A 16003-nucleotide genomic window follows, 5' to 3' on the forward strand; every position below is an offset into this window, starting at 1 on the left:
TTATATGACGATTAAAACTGAGAAATGTTACAAAAAATATTTCTGATTTAAGAATATTAGTTTTTAGCTTTCTTTTTATGGCGATAAATAAAGTAAAATAGTAATCCTACTAATATGTATGGAAACACCATTAAATAAGTAATTCCATTATTTACTCCTTCGGCAATAGTTTCGTTACCTCCTTCTATCACAGCCTTACACATTGCACATTGTGCAGAAGTATTAAAGGAAAAAACAAGGAACATTAAAAATATAATCTTTTTAAACATAATAAGGTGATATCATTAAATAAACAACTACTCCTGTAACCGCTACATATAACCACAAAGGAAATGTAATTTTTGCAATTTTTTTATGTTCAGGAAAATTACCTAAGCGAGCTCTCATAAATGTAATTAGCACAAACGGTATAATTACTATTGATAACAATATATGAGTTATTAAAATGAAAAAATATACATATTTAACCATTCCCTCTCCTCCAAATTTAGTAGAGTCCGAAGTCATATGGTATGCTACGTACATCACTAAGAATAATGCAGAACAAATTATTGCTGTAGTATTTAGCTGCTCATGCAGCTTTCTTTTTCCATTTTTAATAGCTACTACCGACGCCACCAGCAATACTGCTGTAAAACCATTTATACTCGCATAAATAGGTGGCAAAAAAGACAACGGTTCTACGTTAGGTATTTTTACACCAAATAAAGCAGCCACTGCAATAGGAATTACAATAGAAACTATAGTAATTAGTTTTTTATATTTTTTCTCTTCTGTTGTACTCATCTTACTCTTTAAGTAATAACTTAATGTCTTCTTTTAACTCACTAATTTGGTTTCCAAAATTATGCTCATCTAAAGCGCGGTAGTACATCACTGGATTCCCATGTTCATCATAACGTGAACGGATATAACCGTCTTTATCTACTAACGCAAATAACCCAGAATGTTCAAACCCTCCATGGCTCGCTTCTCCTTTTCCAGCATACAACTTGAAGCCTTCATTTGATAAATCATATACAACATCTTCTGCTTTACCTGTTAACAAATGCCAGTTTTTATGATTTATTCCATTATTCTTCGCGTATTCTTTTAATTGATGTGGGGTATCAATTTCTGGAGTGATTGAAAATGATGCTATACCGAAATTCGGGTTTCCCATAAATTCATTTTGAATTTCAACCATTTGTGCATTCATTAAAGGACAGATAGTTGGACAAGTAGCAAAAAAGAACTCAACCACATATACTTTTCCTTCGTAGTCCTCATTAGTAATTGTTACACCTTCTTGATTGATAAATTCAAAATCTGGTACTTTATTGAATTTATGTAAATTGGCTGTTTGGAAGTGTGCTACAATTTTTGGAATTGCATAAATCCCAAAAAGCAATACTATTAATGAAATACCTATGTATGAATAATTTTGTTTCTTCATGTGACTCCTTCTTAAATTTCTCTATCCGCGTTATTCTTTTTTAATGCTAAACGATATTCTGCTAACACCACTTTAATATCGTCTTTCATTTTGTTGTTAAGTTCTGCTACAGATTTCATATTGTAACCAAACAACTTACCTCCTGCACTATCCTTATCATCTGTTCTTCCTCTTAAACCTCCATCTTTATCAATTATAAAAGCTTTTGATGAATGTAATTCTCCATCTAGTGATTGATTTGTTTTAAAACTATCATACAATACCTCTATTTCTGCATCATTAGCAAAAATAAAATTCCATTTTATCATATTTGTGAAAGCTCCTATTTCTTTTTGAAGCTTTTCTACATCTTCTTTAGATTTTTCTGAAACAATGACAATTAACTGAAAGTCTTTAAAACCATAAAATGGTTTGTATATTTTTTCATTAAGATTAAATAATTCTCCTTTAGCTTCATCAATATTACTCCCTAAAAAAGTAACTATTGATATTCTTTTATCAAATTGATGCTTTTTACTAATTGAAGAAATATCAATTACATTTTCTGTAAGTACAGGTAACTTAGCAAAGTTATTAATTCCTAATGATAAAAATATATAAAACAATAACGGCACAATAAATAGTGCAAACAATACTATGTTTCTTTTTGTTTTATCCATCTTACTATAAATTTAAGTATAAAAAAAGGTGGTTAACACCACCTTTTATTTTGTTTTATATGATTACCATTTTACTAATGGTGCTAGTGTATCGTACAAGTAACCACCTTCTATTAATACTAACGTTACTAAATAACATATTAAGAAAACAGCTGTCCAAACAATTGCTCTTCTAAGCCATGGTTTTTCACCTTCTAAGTGCATAAAAGCCCAAGCAATATAATATGCTTTTACAATTGTTAAGATAATAAATATCCAATTTAACCAACTAGTACCCCAACCGTGTAAGTGTAATCCTGCTGGTTTTACAATACCTAAAGCTACCTCTACTGTTGTTACTATTGTTAAGATTGCTAAAACAATCCAAATTCTTTTTGTATTTGATTCGTGTGCGTGACCCATTTTACTATTGTTTTTTGATTATACTAAGTAGAAGAAGGTAAATACAAATACCCAAACTAAATCTACAAAGTGCCAATATAAACCTACTTTTTCAACCATCTCATAATGCCCTCTACGTTCATACGTACCTAACACTACATTAAAAAAGATAATGATGTTAAGAACTATACCTGAAAATACGTGAAAACCATGGAAACCTGTAATAAAGAAAAAGAAATCGGCAAAAATTGGGTTACCATACTCGTTTACTTGTAAGTTGGCTCCTTCTACTACCATTTGAGCTTTTCCTAAATGAGCTAAACTCTCTTCTCTTGATAATATTATTTTTTGTTTGGTTTCAAGATTAACTTTTTCAATTCTAATTAATAAAGATGGATCTGCTTTAAAAGCTTCCTGCACCTGAGCTACTGAATACTGAGAAATTGTTGCTTCTTTTTCAAACCACAATCCATTTTCTCTTTGATGTTGAACTCTTTCGTCTTTTCTATCGTTATGAACAAAATCTGCTAAGGCAATTTGATGACCGTCTTTTACAAATTGTAAAATATGGTTATCTGTAGTCTTAACGGCTCCGTATGAACCATTAATAAAGTTTTTCCATTCCCAAGCTTGTGACCCAACGAAAATAATACCAAAAACGATAGTAGCAAACATATACCAAGCTACTTTTTTCTTTTGCATTTTATGACCTGCATCTACCGCTAACACCATAGTTACCGACGATACAATTAAAATAAACGTCATTAATGCTACGTAGTACATCGGTGCGTGTACGCCATGTAACCCTGGAAAGTGTGTAAATACCTCATCAGCAATAGGCCAAGAATCAATAAACTTAAAACGTGTTAACCCGTACGCTGCTAAAAAGCCCGAAAAAGTTAATGCATCTGATACGATGAAAAACCACATCATCATTTTACCATAACTAGCGCCAAATGGTTTCACACCACCTCCGCCCCAGGTCTCTTTGTTGTCAGAATTTACAGCAATATTTGCTCCCATAAATCTCTTATTGTTAATTTTTGTTAAATCAGTGCGCCAAAATTACGCATTTTTCATCATCTAATAAAATAGAAAAAGAAAAATAGATAAATCCATAGTACATCAACGAAATGCCAAAAGATTGCACCGAGTTCAAACCCAAGCATATCGGTTGAAGAATACTTCTTTTTAAAATGATTATAAATAACAACTAAAAGCACTATTACACCTGCTAACAAGTGCAAAATATGCATAAATGTTATCCCTATAATAAACGATGTAGACACCGTACTCTCAGGTCCTGTAAAATAAAGACCTACAGCCTTTAATTCATTAAACCCTACATATTGATACCATACAAAACCTAAACCTAGCACTAACGTAACTAACAACAAAGTAAATGAAGCTTGTATGTTATCTTTTTTTAATAGTTTTTGAGAAAAAAACAACGTAATACTACTTAATACTATTAGTACAGTACTAATATAAAACGCTTGTGGTAAATCGAACGTTACCCAATCTTCACGATTCATACTAACAACATAAGCACTTGTTAATCCTGCAAAAAACATCACCATACTAATCATGGAAATCCACAACATTGGTTTGGCCGATTTACGCTTGGCTACTTTTAATTCTTCTTGTAACGTTTGTTCACTCATTAGTGTAAAAATTTATCTACCACATATATAATGGGTACTATCGTAATATAAAAAACACTTGCCAGCATTAACTTTCTTGCATCAGTGTTCTTTTCCGTTTTATATAATTGAACTGCATAATAAAGCATGAGTAACCCTAACAATAAAATAACAACCGCTGTTAATGGATATATATAGAAGTTACCTGTTACTTTTAATACGGGTGCAATCGACATTAAAATCATAATACATGTATAAAAGATAATCTGAACAACTGCTCCTTTATCTTTCTTATCCATAGGAAGCATGTGTAACCCTGCCTTATTATATTCTTCAAATTGTAACCAACCAATTGCCCAAAAATGTGGAAACTGCCAAAAAAACTGAATCATAAATAAAAATCCAGCTTCAATACCAAACTTACCTGTTGCAGCTACCCACCCTAACATAAAAGGAATAGCTCCTGGAATGGCTCCAACAAAAACGGCTAAAGGCGTTACTGCTTTTAACGGTGTATAAGCACTCGTATATAAGAATATAGAAATAGCTCCAAACAAAGCACATTTTGGATTGATAGCATATAAAATAGCAATACCAGCAATTGTAAATAACGTTGCTATAATCAAAGCTGTCGTTGTTGACATTCTTCCTGAAGGTAACGGACGGTTTTTGGTACGTTGCATTACTGCATCGATATCCTTTTCTATTACTTGATTAAACGCATTTGATGCTCCAACCATTAAGTAACCTCCTAAAGCTAATAAAACAATTGTAGTATAGTTAATCGATTCTGCCCCTAATAAATATCCTGTAATAGAGGTAAAAACCACACTAATTGACAACCCAACTTTCGTTAACTGTTTAAAGTCCTTAACTATTGATTTTATGGAAGTTTTAGTATGTACAGTTGAAACAGAATCCACTTCTAATTTTAAAAATTTCTGCAAAGATATTCCATTCTTATTGAACCACCATATATTTTTATTGGAATTAAAATTGAAAAAAAATGAAAACTGTTTTGTAATTAAAAAAATGGTGTTATATTTGCACCCGCATTCGCAGTAATGCACGTTCATTAAAATAATTTTTGACTACGCGAAAGTAGCTCAGGGGTAGAGCATCACCTTGCCAAGGTGAGGGTCGCGGGTTCAAATCCCGTCTTTCGCTCAATCCTTTTTAAAGAGAATATGCTGAAGTGGTGGAATTGGTAGACACGTTGGACTTAAAATCCAATGAGCCGTAATGCTCGTGCGGGTTCAAGTCCCGCCTTCAGTACCAATAAGCCTCGCTTTAACGAGTGAGGCTTAATTTTAAAAGTAGTCAAAAAAAAGCGTATACGCTGAAGTGGTGGAATTGGTAGACACGTTGGACTTAAAATCCAATGGGCCGTAATGCCCGTGCGGGTTCAAGTCCCGCCTTCAGTACAAAAGCCTTAACATTTATTTGTTAAGGCTTTTTTTTATAAATTTATCTCTGTCTTAGTAATTTAAATTAATGAAAAAGAAAAAAACCTTATTATTCCTCATCGCATCCTTAATAGTTATATTATCTTGTAATAAAGAATACATACTAATGAGTGGAAGCATTTCAAATAACGAAAATAAAATACTAAGTTTTTCAATTAAAAAAGGAAGTTTTATTAAAGATTTTGAAATTTTAGAAAACTCTATCGTAGGGTTAACTCCCAGCTATATCGAATTAGATGATATTAAACTAGAGGTAATCATTTCAGACAAAGCTACTATAGCTCCAGACCCAAGTGTTATCACAACACTAGACAAACCTTTAATATTTATTGTTACTGCTGAAGACGGCTCTACCAAGAACTATAATGTTGATATAAGAAAAGAGTTAAGTAATCAAAACGAGATTACTTCTTTTAATATTAAAATTGCTGATCAAACATTAGAAGCAAATATAAATACTGTTGAAAATAAAATAACTAAAAAACTTCCTAGCTTCTCAAACCTATCCGACTTAACAGTTACAGCCAACATACCAGGCAAAGCTTCAATTACCCCTTTACCAAGTAATCTTACAGATTATTCTTCTCCCGTTGATTTTATAGTAAAAGCAGAAAATGGCACTGAAAAAACCTACACTGTTGCACTTGAATACGTTAATATCCCTTATTCGAGATCATGTAATGAATCCAACGCGAATAAGTGGTTCGGTGGAGATAGTAGAACTAACGCTCCAGACATATCTCCATACGATAGAAATGTAGGAACAGGTCAAAGTGTATTATTCCAAAAAGACACAGAGCTATCCTCTTTTAGTATTAAATTAGAAAGTGGTTTTAAATATCATGAAACTAGAACCCCATACAATGAGAAAGTGAAGCTAAATTTAGACATAAGAAATTTAAGTGGTGATATTATTTCCTCAACTGTAACAGAATTAGACACAACATTTGTTGGTGGATGGGTTGATTTTGATCTTTCTAATTTACAACTATTTTTTGAAGCAAATACTGAATACATATTCACATGGTACTTGGTTGATGGGACTAACTTAGGAGTAAACACAGGTTCTTCAGCATATATTGATAATGGAGACGGATTTTGCTTTGGTCAAGGCTACTATGGTCAGTCTAACATATCTTTGAATAACAATCTAAAAAACTGGAATACTTGGAAAGAACATGAATGGTATTTCAACATAAAACTTCAAGGAAAAAACTAGTTTTAAAGCCTTAACAAATAAATGTTAAGGCTTTTTTTTATTTCTACACTTTTTCGGAATGTTCTTTGTAATGTATCTTTCAAACGCACGTCTAAACTTCAAAACCGAAATCATGCGAAAGATATTTTTACTAGTAAGTTTAACTTTTTTCTTACATACCTCTGCACAAACTAGTGTTTTTGATACACTTTTAAAAGAACATGTAGACTCCAATGGAAATGTAAATTATAAAGATTTTAAAACAGACGAAACACAACTTCAAACCTATTTAAATTATTTAGCTGTAACAAAACCTCAAAAATCTTGGTCAACTGCTAAAATCAAAGCCTTTTGGGCTAACGCTTATAATGCTTATACTATTCAATTGATTTTAGACAACTACCCTCTTAAAAGCATTATGAATATAAAAAAGAAAGGAAAAGATGCTTGGAGTATTCCTTTTGCTAAAGTTGGTGGAAAAACCTATACCTTAAACCAGATAGAACACGAAATACTACGTAAAAAATATAACGACCCCAAAATTCATGTCGCTGTAAACTGTGCCTCAAAATCTTGCCCTAAATTGGCTAACTATGCTTTTACAGGAGAAAATTACGAAGCAAAAACAACTGCTTTAATGAAGAACTTTATTAATGATGCCTCAAGAAATAAAATTTCTGAAAACAAAGTTCAACTATCTAAAATATTCCAATGGTTTAAAGGAGATTTTACTAAAAAAGGAGATTTAATCGACTTCCTGAATCAATATTCAGACGTAAAAATCAATAAAAAAGCTACCATTGGTTATTTAGAATATAACTGGTCTTTAAATGGAAGGTAGTATCTCTACAATTTGGTATTTTTACTTTTTATTGGCACCGCCAAAGGGTAAAACACCCCAGAGGCTTGTCTCGAAATTAAAGTCAGTATTAATAAATACCTCGTGTGCTTACTCTGAGGTAGTTTACTAAAAATAATAAAACATGTCTAAAACATATTACGACCCTGCCGACTTACGTAAGTTTGGTAAAATAACAGAATGGAGTGAAGAACTTGGAAACAAGTTTTTTGATTATTACGGAAAAGTCTTTGAAGAAGGTGCTTTAACCGCTCGTGAAAAAAGTTTAATCGCCTTAGCTGTTGCACACACTGAACAATGCCCTTATTGTATTGATGCATACACAAAAGATGGATTACAACGCGGAATTACCAAAGACGAAATGATGGAAGCAATCCATGTGGGTGCTGCTATTAAAAGCGGAGCAACTTTAGTACACGGAGTTCAAATGATGAACAAAGTCAATAAATTAGAAATGTAAGCAGAGAACCAATTTTGAAAATCAAAACTGTGTGAATCGCTTATCCTGAGCATTGGTTGAAATCAAAATGCATTTTGATTGAAAGTACACTAGGAACTAGTCGAAGGATATTAAATACTTAAATGATGAGCAGCTGAAATAAGTTCAGCTTTATAGGAAGGATGATGAAAAAATCTTTAAAATCTAGAAATAACGATTTAGCAAACACGCAACGCCAGCTTGAAATTTTATCAAACGGAATTTTTGCTGACGGTGAATTGCCTACGTTTGCAAAAAAAATAAAAGAAACCAATCAATTTCCATTACGTCCTAAAAAATTAGAAATTCTTCAAATTAATTTAGGATACATGTGTAATCAAGTTTGCGCACATTGCCATGTAGATGCAGGTCCTGACCGAAAAGAAATCATGACTATAGAAACCATGGAACAATGTATAGAAGTGATTCGAAATACCGGAGCGCACACGTTAGATTTAACTGGTGGCGCACCTGAAATGAATCCAAGTTTTCGTTGGTTTGTAGAAGAAGCTTCCAAAGCAGGAATTAAAGATTTTATTGTTCGCTCTAACTTAACGATTATTAGAGCGAACAAAAAATACTACGATTTACCTGAATTTTTCAAAAAACACAATGTTCACATAGTTTCTTCTATGCCACACTGGACACGTGGAAAAACCGACAAGCAACGTGGTGATGGTGTTTTCGATAAATCAATAGAAGCTTTAAAAATGCTGAACAAAGTTGGTTATGGAATTGAAGGAACTGGTTTACAACTAGATTTAGTCTACAATCCGTCAGGAGCTTTCTTACCAGGAGATCAGGTAGCCTTAGAAAATGACTTTAAAAAAGCCTTAGATGAAGATTTCGGAATCTCATTCAACAGTTTATTTGCCATTACCAATTTACCTATCAGTAGATTTTTAGATTACTTAATTGCTTCTGAAAATTATGAAGACTATATGTATTCGTTAGTAGAAGCCTACAATCCTATGGCAGTAGAAAATGTAATGTGTACCAATACACTATCGGTAAGTTGGGACGGATATTTATACGATTGCGATTTCAATCAAATGCTAAACCTGAAAGTAGCAAGTAAATCACAACACATTTCTGAATACAACGAAGCACTATTACAAAACAGAAATATCATTATCAATCAACACTGTTATGGTTGTACCGCTGGCGCAGGAAGTAGTTGTCAAGGTACAGTAGCATAGTTCAATGAATTAATGAAACAATGTAGTAATGTCACATCGAGTGGTTTTTCTGACATTTTGGAAGAAAAATTGTATCGAGATGTAATCACTTTAATTCTCTATAGATTTCACCTAACACCATTGAATATCTTTAAACATGAAAAACCTCATCTTTCTCATATTTTTAATGTCCGTAAATTCTTTTTCACAAAAGAACCTACAACAATTATTGAAAAAATATAATACTGAAAGTGTTCCCTATATTTCTATTAGTGAACTACAAAAAGAAAAGCCTTTCGACTCCGCTCAAGGTGACAATATAATTATACTAGACGCTCGTGAACCTAAAGAATTTGAGGTCAGTCATATCAAGAATGCTATGTGTGTTGGCTATGATTTTTTCAATTTAGAAAATACTTTAAAAAAATTCCCGAAGAACAAGAACACCAAAATTGTGGTGTATTGCTCGTTAGGAATTCGTTCAGAAGACATTGCCGAAAAACTACAAAAAGAAAATTACACTAATGTTTTTAATCTTTATGGTGGTATTTTTGAATGGAAAAATAAAGGAAACATAATCGTTAACCTACAAAACAACCCTACAGAAAAAATCCATGCTTTCAATAAAGAATGGAGCAAATGGTTACACAAAGGAGAAAAAATATATGAATAATCAAAATGAAGTGTCATTTCGAGCGCAGTCGAGAAATCTTCTCCTAATATTTACTCGAAACCCAGAATTAGGCAAGGTAAAAACACGTTTGGCTAAAACTATTGGAGAGGAAACTGCGTTAGATATTTATAAATTCTTATTAGAACACACAAAACGAGTTACCCAAAATTTAACTTGCGATAAAGCTGTATACTACTCGGTAAAAGTTCGTGAAAATGATATTTGGGATGCTACCCTATATCAAAAGCACCTGCAAGAAGGAAACGACTTAGGTATACGAATGCACAATGCCTTTCAACAAGCATTTTCTAATGGATATGAAAAAGTGATTATTATTGGTAGCGATTTACCTGATTTAACTTCTGAACACATCAATCAAGCTTTTCAAAAATTAAATTCTAATGGTGTAGTTATAGGTCCTGCTGAAGATGGCGGTTATTACCTATTAGGCATGAAAAAACTACATGCTACCGTTTTTCAACATAAAGACTGGGGAACTTCAACTGTTAGAAAAGACACCTTAAACGATTTACAAAACGAATCAGTACATTTGTTGGAAACCTTAAATGATGTAGATGTTTTTGAGGACATCAAAAACAACCCAATATTCAATCAATTTTTAAACTAACCGTCATTACGAGGTGTTCATTGAGCGAAGTCGAAATGATTGACGACGTAATTTGTTTATTGTAAACCATAACACAAAGGCTATTCCATTAACACTTGGACTGACAAACACGATATTAAAATGCTAAAAAAACAACAACTACAAGAAACACAAGAATTTCTTCAACATAAAGGAATTACCAACCCAGAAATAGGAATTGTTTTAGGAACAGGATTAGGAAAATTAGTAGATGAAATAACCATTGAACATGAAGTACCGTATGCTGATATTCCACACTTTCCACAAGCAACTGTAGAATTTCATTCCGGAAAACTTATTTACGGAACCCTATCGGGTAAAAAAGTGGTGGTTATGTCTGGTCGTTTTCATATGTATGAAGGTTACAACTTATGGGAAATAACCTACGGTATTAGAACCATGCATGCTTTAGGTATTAGAACTTTGTTAGTTTCTAATGCTGCAGGCGCTATCAACCTTTCTTATAAAAAAGGGGATCTAATGCTATTGGAAGATCACTTGAATTTACAAGGTGGCTCTCCCCTAGCCTTTAAAGGAGCAAATGAGTTTGGGAATATTTTTGCCGATATGCTAGAACCGTATTCAAAAAAATTGAACACTCAAATGAAAGCTATTGCTAAAACTAACGACATAGACCTGAAAGAAGGAGTATATGCAAGTGTTGTAGGCCCCCAATTGGAAACTAGAGCTGAGTATAGAATGTTACAAATTTTAGAAGTAGATGCGGTAGGAATGAGTACCGTACCTGAAGTAATTGTAGCAAAACAACTCAACATTCCGTGTGCAGCCGTTTCGGTATTAACCGATGAGTGTGACCCCAAAAACCTACAACCTGTAAATATTACCGAAATCATTGCAGTTGCTGGAAAAGCAGAACCAAAAATGATTACTCTTTTTAAAGAATTGATTACTAATTTATAGAAGCAAGACTATTAGACTTTAGAGCCAAGACAAACAGTACAAGTCTTTATTCTTTTTTCTAACAGTGTAGCGGTCTTTTATCTTAAAAATATGAGTTACTTAGAAACCACCAAAAATGTATATAAAGAAGCGGCCTTAACCCCTGATGTTGGTTTATGCTGTACAACAAACCCTATTTGGGAATTACCTGGATTAAAAATTCCTAAAATTATGCAAGAAATGAACTACGGATGTGGTTCTACCGTGCATGCTCGCGATTTAACCAACAATCCTAAAATATTATATGTAGGTGTTGGTGGCGGAATGGAATTATTACAATTTGCGTATTTCTCACGTCAGAAAAACGGAGTGATTGGAATCGATGTGGTAGATGAAATGCTAGAAGCTTCTGAAAAGAATTTCGTTGAAGCAGAAGCTCAAAACCCTTGGTTTAAAAGTGAGTTTGTCGATTTACGAAAAGGAGATGCATTACACTTGCCTGTAGAAGATAATTCGATTGATGTGGCTGCTCAAAACTGTTTATTCAACATTTTTAAAGCTGAAGAATTGAAAAAAGCCATTGCTGAAATGTACCGCGTATTAAAACCTCACGGACGTTTGGTTATGAGTGATCCTACCTGTGAGCAACCTATGAACGAAACGCTACGAAACGATGAACGTTTGCGTGCCTTATGTTTAAGTGGTAGTTTACCTATTGCTGAATATGTTAAAATGTTGACTGATGCTGGTTTTGGAACCATTGAAATAAGAGCTCGTAAACCCTATCGAATTTTAGATCCTAAAAATTACCCTACCGATGAATTGATTTATATCGAATCGATTGAAGTAGCAGCGATTAAAGATCCAATGCCTGCTGACGGACCTTGTATATTTACAGGTAAAGCTGCCATTTACTTTGGTGATGAAGACTATTTTGATGATGGCGCAGGACACACCTTATTGAAAAACCGACCTTTAGCGATTTGCGATAAAACAGCAGCCGCTTTAAAAGCGCTAGGAAGAGACGATATATTTTTCTCAGAATCTACCTATCATTATGATGGTGGTGGATGTTGTTAAAAGTAAATTTGACACCCTAATTAATTACCTTAACCACAAATAAAATGAAATCCTTAATTTTTATTTTCTTTATTACATCAATTATTCTAAACATTCACAACAAAGAAGTTATACACATCCCTGACAGAAACCTTAAATCTTTTTTATTATCAAATACTCAGATAAACTTAAATGGAGACAGTGAAATACAACTAACTGAAGCTGAAAATTTTAACGGTAAAATAGTTTGCCGTAATAAAGGAATAAAAGATTTAACTGGAATTGAGTTTTTTCCAAACCTTAAACATTTGGATATATCTTTTAATGAGTTAGAAAAAATTAATTTATCTAAAAATAATTTTCTTAGAACTTTTAATTGCTCTGGAAATAGAATTACTTCAATAAGTATTTCTAAAAATCATAACTTAACATATTTAAACTGCTCTCAAAATAAATTAACAGAATTAAACTTATCTACTACACCTAATTTAACTAAACTGTATTGTTCAGAAAATTTGCTAAAAAGTTTAGATATTACTTCTAATCTTAAACTTAAGATTGTCACATGTTCTATGAATAAAATAGAAAAACTAGACATATTTAACAATACTAAACTAGAAGTTTTAGAATGTCACCAAAACAAACTAAATTCTATAAATTTAAGTAAAAATCTAACCTTAAAATCTTTAAGCTGTGGATACAACCCTTTATACAACTTAGACATCAAAAATAATTTAAATTTAGAATATCTTTATTGTGATAAAAATCAATTAACTAGCTTGGATTTATCAAAAAATTTATTACTAAAAACTCTTTATTGTACCGAAAACTTTCTGGAACAATTAGACTTATCGAAAAACAAAAAATTAGAAACTGTGATTTGTTCAAAAAACAATTTAGAAAAGATTAATTTAAAAAATGGTAATAACACTAAACTGGAAATTTTCAAATTCTTTAACAATCCATCTTTAAATTGTATACAAGTAGATAACAAAGATTTTGCTAAAAACAGGAATAAAGCCTTTTGGGGAGGTCGTCACCCCAATAACCCAAAAGAAATCTTCAAAATAATATGTTTATAAAATTTAAATTTATCAGGTAAACATAATAACTCCTCCCACAATTTTACCAACTAGCGCTCGTTTTAGTACAATGAAAACACTCAAAGAAATACTCCTTCAACTTAGAGAAAATAGGAAACTACTCCTTTTGCTAAAATATGCAACAGGATTAATACTATTTGGAACTCTTTCAATAGTACTATTATTCTCCTTAGTGTATTTTGAAGTGTTTGGTAAATTACCCAACAAAGAAGAGTTAACATCTGTTATTAATGAAGAAGCTTCTTTAATCTATTCCTCAGACGAGGTAATTATCGGAAAAATATTTGCTGAGAACAGAACTAATGTTCAGCTAGAACAAATTCCAAATCATTTAAAAGAAGCTTTAATAGCTACAGAGGATAAACGATTCTATTCTCATAATGGCTATGACGGTCAAAGCTATGCACGTGTTTTCTTTAGAAGTATTTTACTACAAGATGCCTCTGGAGGTGGTGGAAGTACCATTACCCAACAGTTAATTAAAAACTTATACGGAAGGCAGTATCATGGTTTTTTGAGCATGCCTATCAACAAAATCAAGGAGCTCATCATTGCCAGTCGTATGGAGAAATTATACAGCAAAGATGAAATCTTGTTATTGTATTTAAACTCGGTTCCTTTTGGAGAAAATAACTTCGGAGTAGAATCGACTGCTAATCGATTTTTTAATAAATCAGTCAACAAATTAAATATCGAAGAATCAGCGGTACTTGTAGGAATGTTAAAAGCTAACACGTATTACAATCCTAGATTGAATCCTGAAAATGCTAGGAAGCGTCGCAATACAGTTCTTCAGTTAATGAATAGCGAAGCCTATTTAAGCAATAAAGTTACGGACAGTTTACAAAAACTACCTATTACACTAAACTATCATAATCTCGACATAAACACAACAGCGGGTTATTTTACGTATCAGGTAAAGAAAAAAGCTTCGGAGCTTGTAAAAACCATTAATGAGACTTCAAACAGCGACTATGATTTAGAAACAGACGGTTTAAAAATTCATACGACGCTGAATTATGAGATTCAAAAAATTGCGGAGAAATCTGCCAAGGAACAGCTCATCATCAAGCAACAACAGTTAGACAAAGAATTAGCTTCAAACAGGCAAAAAAACAGATGGTTTAAAAAACAACAATTCACTGAAAAAGATAAGCAAAAAAGAACTATTCAACTATTTGATTGGGACAGTACAAAAACCATTACTGGTAATAAAATTGATAGTCTTTGGTATTATGATAAAATGCTAAATGCTTCTGTTTTGGTTACGAATCCGAAAAACGGAGCAGTGATTAGTTGGGTTGGCGGAAATAATTTTAACACACTTCCTTTTGACATGGTGTTATCGCACCGTCAAATAGCCTCTGCTTTTAAACCCTTTTTATATGCTACCGCGTTGGAAAATGGAATTTCTCCGTGTGATTATTTTGAAAACGAGGAAAAGACCTATTCTGAATACGATAACTGGAAGCCACAAAATGCTGACCATAGCACTACTCCCGATAAAAAAGTTGCCTTGTGGTATGCCTTAATTAAATCGATGAACATTCCTAGTGTTAATCTATATTTTAAACTAGAAAAAGAGTGGCTAATCGACACTTGTGAAAAATTATTGTTCCCTGAAATTACAGACGATGCTCCTTCTATTGCTTTAGGAACGTTAGATTTATCACTGTTTGAAGCTACAAGAGCTTACGGTACTTTTGCTAATAATGGTGAAATGAACGACTTGTATATGATTAGCAAGATTACCGATAAAGAAGGGAATATCATTTACGAAAGTGAAAAACAAAAGGCAGAAAGAGTATTTACAGAAGAAAGTACACAAACATTAACTACTATTTTACAACAAGCTGTTGAACAAGGAACGGGATCTAAAATAAGAAACACCTACAAAATCAAAAGTCCGTTAGCGAGTAAAACAGGTACCGCACAAAACTACACCAATGCTTGGTTTATGGCATATACACCAAATATTGTTCTCGGAACTTGGGTAGGGACTTCTAAAAACGACGTGCATTTTACTAGCGGAAATGGTTCTGGATCTTCATTAGCATTACCTATTATAGCCAATATTTTGAAGGAAATAGAAAATAATCCTGAATTAAGAGAAAAATATTTAACTTCATTTGACATACCAGAAGAGGTTTCTTCCTCAATCGACTGTCCTCCTTACAGAGAAAAAGGAATTAAAGGATTTTTCAACAGACTTTTTGGAAAGAAAAAGAAAGAATAATTTAATATAAACAATACAAAAATGCTGTCAGTTCGAGTATCGACCAAAGGGAGGTGTATCGAGAACCAACTAATGACGTCTCGATACAA

At 32.6% G+C, this 16003-nt stretch carries 18 protein-coding genes and 3 tRNA genes; 13 read left to right on the plus strand and 8 right to left on the minus strand.

The window, feature by feature from the left end; translation table 11 throughout:
• Positions 1-56: 56 nt before the first annotated feature.
• The 8 genes from C7448_RS00615 to cyoE all read right to left on the minus strand — a co-directional run bounded on the left by C7448_RS00615 (position 57) and on the right by cyoE (position 5041).
• Positions 57-245 carry a hypothetical protein gene (locus tag C7448_RS00615; RefSeq protein ID WP_245939402.1) on the minus strand — a complete coding sequence of 63 codons (189 nt, stop codon included), beginning with the start codon at positions 243-245 and terminating at the stop codon, positions 57-59.
• A 16-nt stretch (positions 246-261) separates the two neighbouring features.
• Entirely contained in the window at positions 262-786 is a 525-nt protein-coding gene (locus C7448_RS00620) for a DUF420 domain-containing protein (RefSeq protein ID WP_115899436.1), read from the minus strand.
• Position 787: 1 nt separating this feature from the next.
• Positions 788-1435: an SCO family protein gene (locus tag C7448_RS00625; RefSeq protein WP_115899437.1), complete on the minus strand. Its 648-nt coding sequence runs from the start codon at positions 1433-1435 to the stop codon at positions 788-790.
• Positions 1436-1446: 11 nt separating this feature from the next.
• Positions 1447-2094, minus strand: coding sequence for a hypothetical protein (locus C7448_RS00630; RefSeq protein ID WP_115899438.1), 648 nt, complete (start codon positions 2092-2094; stop codon positions 1447-1449).
• 63 nt (positions 2095-2157) lie between these two features.
• Positions 2158-2496, minus strand: coding sequence for a cytochrome C oxidase subunit IV family protein (locus tag C7448_RS00635; RefSeq protein WP_115899439.1), 339 nt, complete (start codon positions 2494-2496; stop codon positions 2158-2160).
• An 18-nt stretch (positions 2497-2514) separates the two neighbouring features.
• On the minus strand, positions 2515-3498 hold the full coding sequence (locus tag C7448_RS00640) for a cytochrome c oxidase subunit 3 (RefSeq protein ID WP_115899440.1): 984 nt from the start codon (positions 3496-3498) through the stop codon (positions 2515-2517).
• Between the two features lie 56 nt (positions 3499-3554).
• Positions 3555-4139 carry a cytochrome c oxidase subunit 3 gene (locus C7448_RS00645; RefSeq protein ID WP_115899441.1) on the minus strand — a complete coding sequence of 195 codons (585 nt, stop codon included), beginning with the start codon at positions 4137-4139 and terminating at the stop codon, positions 3555-3557.
• On the minus strand, positions 4139-5041 hold the full coding sequence (gene cyoE / locus C7448_RS00650) for a heme o synthase (protein ID WP_245939428.1): 903 nt from the start codon (positions 5039-5041) through the stop codon (positions 4139-4141). The genes C7448_RS00645 and cyoE overlap by 1 nt, the downstream gene beginning before the upstream one ends.
• Positions 5042-5213: 172 nt before the next feature.
• Here cyoE and C7448_RS00655 point away from each other — a divergent pair.
• From C7448_RS00655 to C7448_RS00715, 13 genes are all read left to right on the plus strand, one after another.
• Positions 5214-5285 (plus strand) — tRNA-Gly (locus C7448_RS00655).
• A 22-nt stretch (positions 5286-5307) separates the two neighbouring features.
• A tRNA-Leu gene (locus C7448_RS00660) sits at positions 5308-5396 on the plus strand.
• Between the two features lie 60 nt (positions 5397-5456).
• A tRNA-Leu gene (locus C7448_RS00665) sits at positions 5457-5542 on the plus strand.
• A gap of 70 nt (positions 5543-5612) precedes the next feature.
• Complete coding sequence (locus C7448_RS00670) at positions 5613-6803, plus strand: DUF5018 domain-containing protein (RefSeq protein ID WP_147300483.1); 1191 nt, start codon at positions 5613-5615, stop codon at positions 6801-6803.
• Between the two features lie 112 nt (positions 6804-6915).
• Positions 6916-7623, plus strand: coding sequence for a DUF547 domain-containing protein (locus C7448_RS00675; RefSeq protein WP_115900102.1), 708 nt, complete (start codon positions 6916-6918; stop codon positions 7621-7623).
• A 142-nt stretch (positions 7624-7765) separates the two neighbouring features.
• Entirely contained in the window at positions 7766-8101 is a 336-nt protein-coding gene (locus C7448_RS00680; protein WP_099215110.1) for an arsenosugar biosynthesis-associated peroxidase-like protein, read from the plus strand.
• A gap of 161 nt (positions 8102-8262) precedes the next feature.
• Positions 8263-9318, plus strand: a complete 1056-nt coding sequence (gene arsS, locus C7448_RS00685; RefSeq protein WP_115899444.1) for an arsenosugar biosynthesis radical SAM (seleno)protein ArsS — start codon at positions 8263-8265, stop codon at positions 9316-9318.
• Positions 9319-9454: 136 nt separating this feature from the next.
• The gene (locus C7448_RS00690) at positions 9455-9970 is read left to right on the plus strand and encodes a rhodanese-like domain-containing protein (protein WP_115899445.1); all 516 of its coding nucleotides are present in this window, start codon (positions 9455-9457) and stop codon (positions 9968-9970) included.
• Positions 9963-10598 (plus strand): TIGR04282 family arsenosugar biosynthesis glycosyltransferase, encoded by a 636-nt coding sequence (locus C7448_RS00695; protein WP_115899446.1) that lies wholly within the window; start codon positions 9963-9965, stop codon positions 10596-10598. Before C7448_RS00690 ends, C7448_RS00695 begins: the two co-directional genes overlap by 8 nt.
• A gap of 120 nt (positions 10599-10718) precedes the next feature.
• Positions 10719-11537, plus strand: a complete 819-nt coding sequence (locus C7448_RS00700) for a purine-nucleoside phosphorylase (RefSeq protein WP_115899447.1) — start codon at positions 10719-10721, stop codon at positions 11535-11537.
• A 90-nt stretch (positions 11538-11627) separates the two neighbouring features.
• Positions 11628-12596, plus strand: a complete 969-nt coding sequence (arsM, locus tag C7448_RS00705; RefSeq protein WP_115899448.1) for an arsenosugar biosynthesis arsenite methyltransferase ArsM — start codon at positions 11628-11630, stop codon at positions 12594-12596.
• A gap of 44 nt (positions 12597-12640) precedes the next feature.
• The gene (locus C7448_RS00710; protein WP_115899449.1) at positions 12641-13657 is read left to right on the plus strand and encodes a leucine-rich repeat domain-containing protein; all 1017 of its coding nucleotides are present in this window, start codon (positions 12641-12643) and stop codon (positions 13655-13657) included.
• 70 nt (positions 13658-13727) lie between these two features.
• Positions 13728-15914, plus strand: coding sequence for a transglycosylase domain-containing protein (locus tag C7448_RS00715; RefSeq protein WP_115899450.1), 2187 nt, complete (start codon positions 13728-13730; stop codon positions 15912-15914).
• Positions 15915-16003: the final 89 nt, after the last annotated feature.

Source organism: Tenacibaculum gallaicum, from assembly GCF_003387615.1.
Classification (GTDB): domain Bacteria; phylum Bacteroidota; class Bacteroidia; order Flavobacteriales; family Flavobacteriaceae; genus Polaribacter; species Polaribacter gallaicus.

What these genes read in the sequence shown, in the direction of transcription:
- C7448_RS00615 (WP_245939402.1), bottom strand. Translation starts at nt 245, where the DNA reads ATGTTCCTTGTTTTTTCCTTTAATACTTCTGCACAATGTGCAATGTGT.
- C7448_RS00620 (WP_115899436.1), bottom strand. Translation starts at nt 786, where the DNA reads ATGAGTACAACAGAAGAGAAAAAATATAAAAAACTAATTACTATAGTT.
- C7448_RS00625 (WP_115899437.1), bottom strand. Translation starts at nt 1,435, where the DNA reads ATGAAGAAACAAAATTATTCATACATAGGTATTTCATTAATAGTATTG.
- C7448_RS00630 (WP_115899438.1), bottom strand. Translation starts at nt 2,094, where the DNA reads ATGGATAAAACAAAAAGAAACATAGTATTGTTTGCACTATTTATTGTG.
- C7448_RS00635 (WP_115899439.1), bottom strand. Translation starts at nt 2,496, where the DNA reads ATGGGTCACGCACACGAATCAAATACAAAAAGAATTTGGATTGTTTTA.
- C7448_RS00640 (WP_115899440.1), bottom strand. Translation starts at nt 3,498, where the DNA reads ATGGGAGCAAATATTGCTGTAAATTCTGACAACAAAGAGACCTGGGGC.
- C7448_RS00645 (WP_115899441.1), bottom strand. Translation starts at nt 4,139, where the DNA reads ATGAGTGAACAAACGTTACAAGAAGAATTAAAAGTAGCCAAGCGTAAA.
- C7448_RS00670 (WP_147300483.1), top strand. Translation starts at nt 5,613, where the DNA reads ATGAAAAAGAAAAAAACCTTATTATTCCTCATCGCATCCTTAATAGTT.
- C7448_RS00675 (WP_115900102.1), top strand. Translation starts at nt 6,916, where the DNA reads ATGCGAAAGATATTTTTACTAGTAAGTTTAACTTTTTTCTTACATACC.
- C7448_RS00680 (WP_099215110.1), top strand. Translation starts at nt 7,766, where the DNA reads ATGTCTAAAACATATTACGACCCTGCCGACTTACGTAAGTTTGGTAAA.
- arsS (WP_115899444.1), top strand. Translation starts at nt 8,263, where the DNA reads ATGATGAAAAAATCTTTAAAATCTAGAAATAACGATTTAGCAAACACG.
- C7448_RS00690 (WP_115899445.1), top strand. Translation starts at nt 9,455, where the DNA reads ATGAAAAACCTCATCTTTCTCATATTTTTAATGTCCGTAAATTCTTTT.
- C7448_RS00695 (WP_115899446.1), top strand. Translation starts at nt 9,963, where the DNA reads ATGAATAATCAAAATGAAGTGTCATTTCGAGCGCAGTCGAGAAATCTT.
- C7448_RS00700 (WP_115899447.1), top strand. Translation starts at nt 10,719, where the DNA reads ATGCTAAAAAAACAACAACTACAAGAAACACAAGAATTTCTTCAACAT.
- arsM (WP_115899448.1), top strand. Translation starts at nt 11,628, where the DNA reads ATGAGTTACTTAGAAACCACCAAAAATGTATATAAAGAAGCGGCCTTA.
- C7448_RS00710 (WP_115899449.1), top strand. Translation starts at nt 12,641, where the DNA reads ATGAAATCCTTAATTTTTATTTTCTTTATTACATCAATTATTCTAAAC.
- C7448_RS00715 (WP_115899450.1), top strand. Translation starts at nt 13,728, where the DNA reads ATGAAAACACTCAAAGAAATACTCCTTCAACTTAGAGAAAATAGGAAA.